The following is an 8,227-nucleotide window of genomic DNA, read 5'->3' as shown; positions in this document are numbered from 1 at the left end:
ACGGGCGGGCGCCGCGACCGCACGGGCGGGCGCCGCGACCTCCCGGACGAGCAGGCCGGCCGGCGCCGGGCGGGCCGTCGGGGCCGGGTCGACCGAGAAGGGGGAGGAGAGGCCGGCCCAGGCGCCCCCACCGAGGGCGACGGCGGCGGCCGCCAGCAGCAGGCGGCGGCGGGTGCGGGGACGGGGCGAGCGCTCGCCGCGGCGGCCTGACGGATACGCGTCGTGATACATGCGGGCTCTACTCGGATACGCGTTCCCGCACGGGCGCCCCCCGACCGTGGCTGGGGCCGTGAAGGCGCGAGCCAGGACCGTGCCGAGTGGACTTGCCGTTCAGGGAAGAACAACCTTAACCGAGCTTCATTGAGACAGGGTTTGGTTAATCACGACTGAATCAGGGGCCGCGATCTCATGCAGATCCGGCAGGCGCCACGCGGCGCGGCCGATCACCGGGGGGCCGGGTACGGGCCGGGACGGGCGGGGGCGCCGCGGAGCCCGGCCGGCCGGGCGACGGGGCGGCGGTGGTCCGAGAACGAGCCGCGGCGCGGACCGGCGGGGCTAGCGCGTCGGCACCGGGGCCGCGAACGCGTAGGCATCGCCGCTCTGGCGCCAATCGTCCGCCGTCCGGCCGGTGATCCGCGCCACGTAGTCCCGGGTCTCCTTGGGCAGCGGCGCGCGGCCCTCGAGCCAGTCGCGGACGCGTCGCGGCCCCGCGTTGTAGGCCGCCGCCGCCAGGCCGAGGCTGCCGAACCGCGCCCGATGCTCCCGCAGGAGCTCGGCGGACTTGGGTATGGCCTCGAACGGGTCGAACGGGTCCACGAGGCCGCGCTCGCCCGCGGTGGCGGGCATGAACTGGGCCACGCCCTGGGCGCCCGCCCGGCTGACCGCGCGATGGTTCAGGCCGCTCTCCTGCGTCAGGAGGCGCGTGAGGAACTCGACCGGGAGGTCGTTGGCGCCGGCGGAGCGCTCGATGAACTCGCCCATGCGCTGCCTGTCCCCGAAGAAGGCGGCGGACCAGGCGTCCTCGATGGTCCGGAAGGCGGCCTGCTCGAAGCGGACCTCGCGGCCCGAGCTCGAGAGCCCGCCGGCGTAGCCGGCGGATCCTTCCGCCAGGGTGTGCGAGACGATGCGCGGGACGGCGGGACCCGGCGCGGGCGGTGGCGCTGCCGCGGCGGCGTGGGATGGGCCGCCGGCGACGTCGTCCCGCAGCACGCCCGTCGGGACGAGGAGCAGGCCCGCCGCCGCGGCGGCGGCAAGCAGGGTGCTTCGCTGCGCGAGCCCCCGGCCGGCCGCCCGGGCCAGACCCCGCCTCGCCATGCTGGCGCGATACGCGGACACGCTTCTTTGCTGCAGGGGACGCATAGCGAGGCCGCGATCACGCTTTTGAACGGCAGCCGGCACGGGTAGCCGCCTGTCAGGATGAGGTTTGCATGCCGGACGTGGCGCTACAATGGCGGAGCCGGGCCCTACGCTGTTGTCCCCGTACTTGGTCTCCCCGATCATGAGCCTCAGGGCAACCAGTCCACGCGAGTTTGAGGGACGGCGGAACTGATTGGTCAACCTGAACCCGCCGGCGCCCGGGTCGCTTCCGGTCGCGGCGGTCCGCCCCGGCAGCGCCACGCTGCCACGCCGCGGGCCGCCGCGACGTCGGCCGCGGGCAAGCGGTGCGGCGGCGGTCAGACGATGCCGCTGCCCTCGTAGGGCCAGGGCTTGCCGAGGCGGGCGGCGACCCTCGCGGGATCCGGCCCGACCGCCTCGACCGCGGCCTCGACCTGCTCGACGGGCACCTGGAACCGCCGGGCCCAAAAGGCCCGGGCGCGAGGCCCGTCCAACAGCACGGCGCCGGGATCGCCGGCCGGCTCGGCGTGGTCCACATCGGTCATGCTGCCGCTCCTCGTCTGCGCCCGGTGCAGTTGGTGCCGGTTCCGTCGATGTCCAGCGCGGCCGCGGGCGGACGGCCCGCCGCGCAAGGCGGTGCCCCGCCGGGCCCGCGCCGGCGCGACACCATCCGCGCGGCGGCGCGGAACGGACGGCCCGCGTCCGACGTTGTCACTCCAGCAGGTACCGATCCCCTGCAGCGCGCCCAGCAAGGTCCTAACCCTCCGCTGGGCGTTCTGTTGTCGGCCGCGATGGTCGTTCCCGGTCGGGGCGCGAAATCGGCGCGGGTCGAAGAACCCGCTCACCACGTGGAACGTTAGCCCGTCCTGGCGCCGCATCTCGACGGCGCATCGAAGAACGGGAGTGACGCCGATGAGAAGAGTTGCCGCACTGAGCGCCGCCTTGATTGTCCTTGCCGGGCCCGTGCTGGCGCAGGGCCGTCCGGCCGGAGGGTCGTCGGCCGCCTCGGGCAACGCCGAGGAGAACACGAAGCCCCGGTCGAACTCCGCCGGCGGCGGCACCGGCGGCAGCGGCGGGAGCCAGTAGGCCCCGCCCGCCGGGCCCGGCGCTCGCGCACCGCGCGCCCGGCGCCCCACGGTGCCGGGGCGCCGACCCGGTCGCCCCGGCCGGGCGCCGGCTGCCCGGAGCGGCTCCGCGCCGGCCCGTCCGGACGGAGAACCGGTCGCGGCCGCACGCGCCGCCGCGCTTCAGCGGATGCCGCCGCTGGCGGTAATCTCCTCGCCGGTCACCCAGCGCGCATCGTCGGACGCGAGGAACGCCACGACTCCGGCGATGTCGTCCGGCTGACCGGCGCGGCCGAGCGGCGTCTGCGCGACGAGCCCGGCCTCCATGTCGGAACCGACGATGCCGGCGGAATGCGTGCCCTCGGTCACGACGAAGCCCGGGCTGACCACGTTGACCCGGATCTTGCGCGGAGCGAGCTCGTTGGCGAGGACGCCCGTGATCGCGTTCACGGCTCCCTTGGTCCCGCTGTAGACCGCCGTCGTCGGCGTAAGCACGCTCGTGACGGCGGACGAGATGTTGACGATGCTGCCGCCGTCCCGGAGGTGCTTCGCCGCCGCCCGGGTCGCCAGCAGGACGCCCAGGACGTTGACGTCGAAGAGACGGCGGTAGTGCTCCTCGGTCACGTCCTCGATCGGCGCGAACTCGTAGACGCCGGAATTGTTGACCAGTACGTCGAGCCCGCCGAATTGCGTCACCGCGGCCTCGATCAGGCCCTGCGCCTCTGCGGCCTTCGAGACGTCCCCCTGGACCGCGATGGCCTTGCCCCCGGCCGCAGCGATGGCCGCGACGACGGCGTCGGCTCCCGGCTTGCTCGAAGCGTAGTTGACCACCACCGCGGCGCCGTCCCTCGCCAACGCCTTGGCGATCGCAGCGCCGATGCCCTTGGATGCGCCGGTCACAACCGCGACCTTGCCGTCAAGCTTCGACATGTGTGCTAACCTCCGACCGGGGCCGACCGCGGGATGGCCGGCTTCGTCCCATAGTTCGGAATTTCGGAACTAACGCGGCGCGGATCAAGCCCCCATATGGATGAAACATGAGGCCCCTGTTCCACCCCGCGCTCGAGGACGTTCAACCGGAGGCGATCCTGCACGCGCTGTCGGACCCGGTCCGCGCCGCGATCTTCGCCCGGATCACGGGGGCGGGCTGCGTCGAGGCCTGCACGACCGTCTCCGCGGTGGGTGACCGGGTGATTCCGAAATCGTCGTTGTCCAGCCACATCAAGGTGCTGCGCGAGGCCGGACTGATCCGCTGCGAGCGTCACGGCGTCGAGATGCGGAACCACTCCCGCTGCTCCGAGGTGGAGGCGCGCTTTCCGGGCCTCCTGTCCGCCATCCTGCACGCCTACGCCCGCTCGGGCGCCCCCGCGGCGGCAGCGCCGTAGGCCGAGCGGGGCCGGCGCGGCCTGCCGTGCGGCGCGGATGCCGTCCGCCGCGCGGCGCGGCCGATCGCGGCGCGACGGCAGCCTGCCGCGGGCGCCCTGCCCGACCGCCCCGGGGCGCCATCGGCGAGCCTCCGGGGCGATCCCGGCGCGCCACCCGGCTTTCCCGCCCCGAGCGCCGGCATGGCGGCGCGCCGACACGGAGGCGCGTCCCGGCGACGGGACCGGGGGTGACGGCGCGCCTTCCTGGAACAACCGGCAAGCCTGGCGGTTGCCGTGACCTGAGCTTCCGGAGCACACGCACCGCCATGGACCGCGCGAGGGACGTGAGCACCATCAAGCTGCTGGTCCAGGCAGTGCAGCAGGCGACCGATCTCGCGACCAAGCAGTTGTACTTGCTGCAACTGGAAATCGACGGCATCGCCCGCACCGTCGGCCTGCTCTGCTCCTCGTTCGGGGGCGCACTCGTGATGGTGTGCTGCGGCGGATTCATGTTCCTCGTCGCGCTGGTCAAGCTCCTGGCGTGGCTGACCGGATCCGAGGGGCTCGCCGCCGTGATCGTCGCGGCCCCGTTCGTCGTCGCGGCGGCCGGCCTGGCGGCCTGGGGCCTGCGCAGGATGTTCTCCGTCGGCGCCTGACCGGCGCATGCCGCGCGCGGCGCCGGCCGGGACTGCGGCGCTGTGCATCACGGCGCGTCCCGCACCGATGACATTCCGCCGCGTTGAGGCTGACCCGGGCCGTCCGGCGGTCCCGGACCGCGGCACGGCCCGACGATCGACCCTGAGGAGGAAATCCGGAAATGGCGGCCAACACCCACGACCTGTCCGACCGCGCGCTGTCGATCTTCGCCTTCGCGGCCTACCACCACCTGATCAGCGGGCAGCCCATCCGCTCCGTCATCCGTCAGGACGGCAAGGGCCACCGCGCCGACCCGGAGGGCGCCGCCGAGGTGGAGGCGCGCGGGCTCGCGACGCTGAGCGAGGACGAGATCACCTTCACGCCCGACGGCGAGGCCTTCGTCGAGACCGTCGTGGCGGCCCTCCGGCAAGCGTCGGGGCACTGAGCGGCCGCGCGTCCGGAGGGAGCGGCCGTCATTCGCCGTCCGCCCGCCTGCCCCGCGCCACCTCGGCCATCATGTGGTCCGGCAACGGGCGCTGCAACCGGAGCGCCTCCTCGGCCGGCGCCGAGAGCCAGGCCTCCCACGCCTCGGGCGTGGTCAGCAGCACCGGCATGGCCTTCGGGTGGACCGGCCCGACCACGCCGTTCGCGTCCGTGGTCAGGAAGGCGTAGAGGCGGTGCTCCTCCGCCACCGGCTCGTCGCGCTTGGGGCCGCGCACCCCGGTCCAGGGCCGCCAGATGCCCGCGAAGGCGAGGAGCGGCCGCGCCGCGTCGAGGGCGAACCACACCGGCGTCTTGCGGGGCCTGGTGTCGGCGTACTCGCTGAACGAGGAGACCGGTACGAGGCAGCGGAATCCGGGCTTGAACCACGGGCGCCAGTAGGACGACGCCACGTTCCTGACGTTGGTGACCGGGTGCTGCGGGCCCTTGCCGGGCGGCGAGGGGAAGCCCCAGCGCATCATCGTGAGCGCGCGCTCCGCACCGTCCTGGACCACGACCGGCGCCAACTGATCGGGGAAGATGCCGGGCAGCGGCGGCAGGTTGCCGGTCTCGTCGCGGGTGATCGCGAAGGCGCGCCGGATCTCGTCCTGCGACCGGGTCAGGCTGTAGAGGTTGCACACGCGGCGACGCTAACCAGACTCGCCCCGGGACACCAGCCCCTCGGACCGCGGCGGGCGTCGCGGGCAGGCCACCGCGTCGCGCGGCCCCGGCCCGATGCCTCCCCAAAAAAGAGAAGGGCCACTCTCGCGAGCGGCCCCCAAGTCTAGGGAGGAAACGCCCAAAGAGGGCAGCACGACCGCGACGCCATCGCGACCGTGCCCGATCTGTTTACGCTGCACTGCACCATCCGCCAAGCGCGAATCCGGCGCGGAGCCGTGCGATTCCGCCGCGCAGCCATGCGCCGGACGCCACCGGGGCGTCACGGCAGCCGGCAGCGCCTCATCGGCCACTACCCGCGCGGCGCGACCGACGCTCGGCCTTGCGGGTCGCGGTGTCGCGGAGGTGACGCTCGATGGCCTCATTCGCCCGGCCGCGCATCGCCCGGATCGCCTCCACGTCGTCGAACGTGTCGGGGAAGCGCCGCGAGAGCCAGAGGTAGGCGCTCGCGAGCTTCACCGTCCGCTCCTGGTAGTCGAGCTCCCCGGTCGGGCTCGCCCGCAGGGCGGGCACGCTCGATCCGGCGGCGCGAGCCTGGGTCCAGCGCTCGAGGATCCCCATGGCGATCTCGTCGCGCCGGTCGATCGGGCAGACCGAGAAGGCGAACTTCTCGTGAATGGGCAGGCGCGCCCGGTCGACGATCCGGGCGACCTCCAGGATTTCCTCGAGGGCGGAGGGCTGGAACGGCGAGCCGGCGTAGAAGGTCGCGCGGGCGAAATGCGTCATGACCTCGCGCAGGCTGTCCGTGCGCATCTCGGCGGCCACGGAATCGATCGCGATCAGATCGGGGCGGACGTAGAACCGGGTGTCGGCCGCCGGCGCCGTGGGCGCGCCCGCGAGCGCCGCCCGGATCGGCTCGATCCCGCCCGCGTCGACGGCCGCGACGTAGCCGACTTCCTGGTGCCCGAACCGGCCCGCCCGGCCGGCGATCTGCCGGATCTCCGCGTTCGACAGCGCCCGCTCCCCGGTGCCGTCCCACTTGCGCACGGCCGAGAACACGATCCGCCGCAGCGGCCCGAGGTTGAGGCCCATGCCGATCGCGTCGGTGGTGACGAGCACGCGCGCCTCGCCCGAGCGGAACCGCGCGGCCTCGGCCCGCCGGACCTCCGGCGAGAGGGCGCCGTAGATGGTGGCGACGCTGTGCCCGGCGGCCACCAGGACCTCGCGGTTCTCGTGCACGGCCCGGCGGGAGAAGGCCACCACGGCGTCGCCCGCCGCGACCGCCTCCAGCGGCACGGGCTCGTCCACCAGGACGAGCGGGGACTTGCGCGCGAAGGCGACGACCTCGAGGGACTCGCCCGCCGCCTCGGCCGCGCGCCGCACGTGCGAGAGGGCGTCGTCCGAGCCGCAGACGATCACGGTCGCGGCCGGGATGCCGAACAGGGCGTTGGTCCAGGCCCAGCCGCGGTCGGGGTCGCCCAGCATCTGGATCTCGTCGATGACCGCGACGTCGACCGGGCGGGCGAGGTCGGCGGTCTCGATGGTGCGGGCCGTGTGGGTGGGATCGTCCTCGCCCAGCACCTCCTCGCCGGTGACCATGCCGGCCCTCAGCCCCCGCTCCCGCAGCGCCTCGTAGTTCTCGAGCGCCAGGAGACGCAATGGCGCGAGGTAGGTGCCGGTCGGCGCCGCCTCCAGCCGCTCCAGCGCCGCGTAGGTCTTGCCCGAGTTGGTCGGCCCCATGTGGAAGACGATGCGCCGGTTCAGCCGGCGGGCCGCGCGGAATTTCTGGATGTAGGCGCCGAACCCGACCTGATCGCGCAGGCGGCGCAGGCGCGCGTCCTCGCGCGCCACGACCTTGGCGCGGGCCCGCACCCCCTTGAGGGTATCGTTCAGCGAGCGGGCGACGTTCGGGCCCACGGCGAACGGGCGCGAGCGCAGGGCGCGGTCCAGGTGGGCGATGTACGTGACGGCGTCGGCGCCGACCTCGCGCAGGTCGGCGCGCACCTGCTCGCGCAGCCGCTCCACCGGCTTCCTGAGCGAGCGCGCCGTCTCGGCCGCGACCTCGGCGATTGCCGCGCGGAGCGCGTCCAGGCGCCAATGTGGGTCGTTGCGGCGCGCCATGTCCTGGAGGATGTCGGAGGCGGCCGCGTCCGGCTGCACCTCGAGGCGCAGGTCCATGCGGCCGTCGTCGAGGAGCGGGACGGCGACCCGGATGATCCAGGCGAGCGGCCGGTCCTTCTGAATCACGGCCCGGAGGGTCGGCACGCTCTGCTTGAGTGCCGCGATGCCGTGCTCGGCGAAGTTGCGCCGCGCCGCCATCTCGCGCAGCGCCCGCGCCACGCGGGCATCCTCGGCGGCGCCGTCGTGCTCGGGCAGGCCGAGATGGACGCGCAGATCCTCGAGGTCGACGGACCGGCTCGCGCGCCCGAGCCGCGCGAGGGTCTCGCTCAGGATGTCGATCGTGAGCTGGATGCGCCGGCGCGCCATGTGAGCACCATCCCGATGACCGTTGCGGCGGATGAGAAGGCGGTCTCGGGGCGCGGGAGGCTCCCCAGAGCCCCGACGACGGACCGTGCCCCGACGCGGGGACGGCGCCTGAGCGGCCGAACCGGTGCGCGGAGATCCGGCGCCATCGCGCGCGGCCGGCACGTCACCGAGATGGCGTGGCGACCCGGATCGTCAAGGCGTCGCCGCCGAGACCCCTCGGCGGCGGGGACCGCGTCACTCCGG

General features: G+C 74.1%; 9 protein-coding genes. 3 read left to right on the top strand and 6 right to left on the bottom strand.

Annotated elements, in window-relative coordinates; genetic code table 11:
• The 4 genes from DT057_RS32910 to DT057_RS32895 all read right to left on the bottom strand — a co-directional run.
• Positions 1-231, bottom strand: a 231-nt coding sequence (locus DT057_RS32910) for a hypothetical protein (protein WP_203236445.1), incomplete at its 3' end; no start/stop codon positions are given.
• Positions 232-555: 324 nt separating this feature from the next.
• Complete coding sequence (locus DT057_RS32905) at positions 556-1,335, bottom strand: lytic transglycosylase domain-containing protein (RefSeq protein ID WP_244937423.1); 780 nt, start codon at positions 1,333-1,335, stop codon at positions 556-558.
• Between the two features lie 338 nt (positions 1,336-1,673).
• Entirely contained in the window at positions 1,674-1,880 is a 207-nt protein-coding gene (locus tag DT057_RS32900) for a DUF3606 domain-containing protein (protein WP_128566234.1), read from the bottom strand.
• Positions 1,881-2,582: 702 nt separating this feature from the next.
• Entirely contained in the window at positions 2,583-3,329 is a 747-nt protein-coding gene (locus tag DT057_RS32895; protein ID WP_128566233.1) for a glucose 1-dehydrogenase, read from the bottom strand.
• Between the two features lie 107 nt (positions 3,330-3,436).
• Here DT057_RS32895 and DT057_RS32890 point away from each other — a divergent pair, with 107 nt between their 5' ends.
• From DT057_RS32890 to DT057_RS32880, 3 genes are all read left to right on the top strand, one after another.
• Positions 3,437-3,784: an ArsR/SmtB family transcription factor gene (locus tag DT057_RS32890; RefSeq protein ID WP_128566232.1), complete on the top strand. Its 348-nt coding sequence runs from the start codon at positions 3,437-3,439 to the stop codon at positions 3,782-3,784.
• Between the two features lie 323 nt (positions 3,785-4,107).
• Positions 4,108-4,419, top strand: coding sequence for a phage holin family protein (locus DT057_RS32885; RefSeq protein WP_238314330.1), 312 nt, complete (start codon positions 4,108-4,110; stop codon positions 4,417-4,419).
• 161 nt (positions 4,420-4,580) lie between these two features.
• Entirely contained in the window at positions 4,581-4,844 is a 264-nt protein-coding gene (locus DT057_RS32880; protein WP_128566230.1) for a hypothetical protein, read from the top strand.
• Positions 4,845-4,872: 28 nt separating this feature from the next.
• On the opposite strand, the gene DT057_RS32875 is transcribed toward DT057_RS32880, so the two are convergent.
• Together DT057_RS32875 and DT057_RS32870 are read right to left on the bottom strand one after the other, a co-directional pair.
• Positions 4,873-5,520, bottom strand: a complete 648-nt coding sequence (locus tag DT057_RS32875) for an SOS response-associated peptidase (protein WP_128566229.1) — start codon at positions 5,518-5,520, stop codon at positions 4,873-4,875.
• Positions 5,521-5,839: 319 nt separating this feature from the next.
• Entirely contained in the window at positions 5,840-7,984 is a 2,145-nt protein-coding gene (locus DT057_RS32870) for a helicase-related protein (protein WP_128566228.1), read from the bottom strand.
• Positions 7,985-8,227 lie beyond the last annotated feature (243 nt).

The sequence above is a fragment of the Methylobacterium crusticola genome (assembly GCF_003574465.1).
Lineage (GTDB): Bacteria > Pseudomonadota > Alphaproteobacteria > Rhizobiales > Beijerinckiaceae > Methylobacterium > Methylobacterium crusticola.
Note: the sequence above shows the minus strand (reverse complement) of the source record. Positions and strands in the feature narration are given on the sequence as shown.

What these genes read in the sequence shown, in the direction of transcription:
- DT057_RS32900 (WP_128566234.1), bottom strand. Translation starts at nt 1,880, where the DNA reads ATGACCGATGTGGACCACGCCGAGCCGGCCGGCGATCCCGGCGCCGTG.
- DT057_RS32895 (WP_128566233.1), bottom strand. Translation starts at nt 3,329, where the DNA reads ATGTCGAAGCTTGACGGCAAGGTCGCGGTTGTGACCGGCGCATCCAAG.
- DT057_RS32890 (WP_128566232.1), top strand. Translation starts at nt 3,437, where the DNA reads ATGAGGCCCCTGTTCCACCCCGCGCTCGAGGACGTTCAACCGGAGGCG.
- DT057_RS32880 (WP_128566230.1), top strand. Translation starts at nt 4,581, where the DNA reads ATGGCGGCCAACACCCACGACCTGTCCGACCGCGCGCTGTCGATCTTC.
- DT057_RS32870 (WP_128566228.1), bottom strand. Translation starts at nt 7,984, where the DNA reads ATGGCGCGCCGGCGCATCCAGCTCACGATCGACATCCTGAGCGAGACC.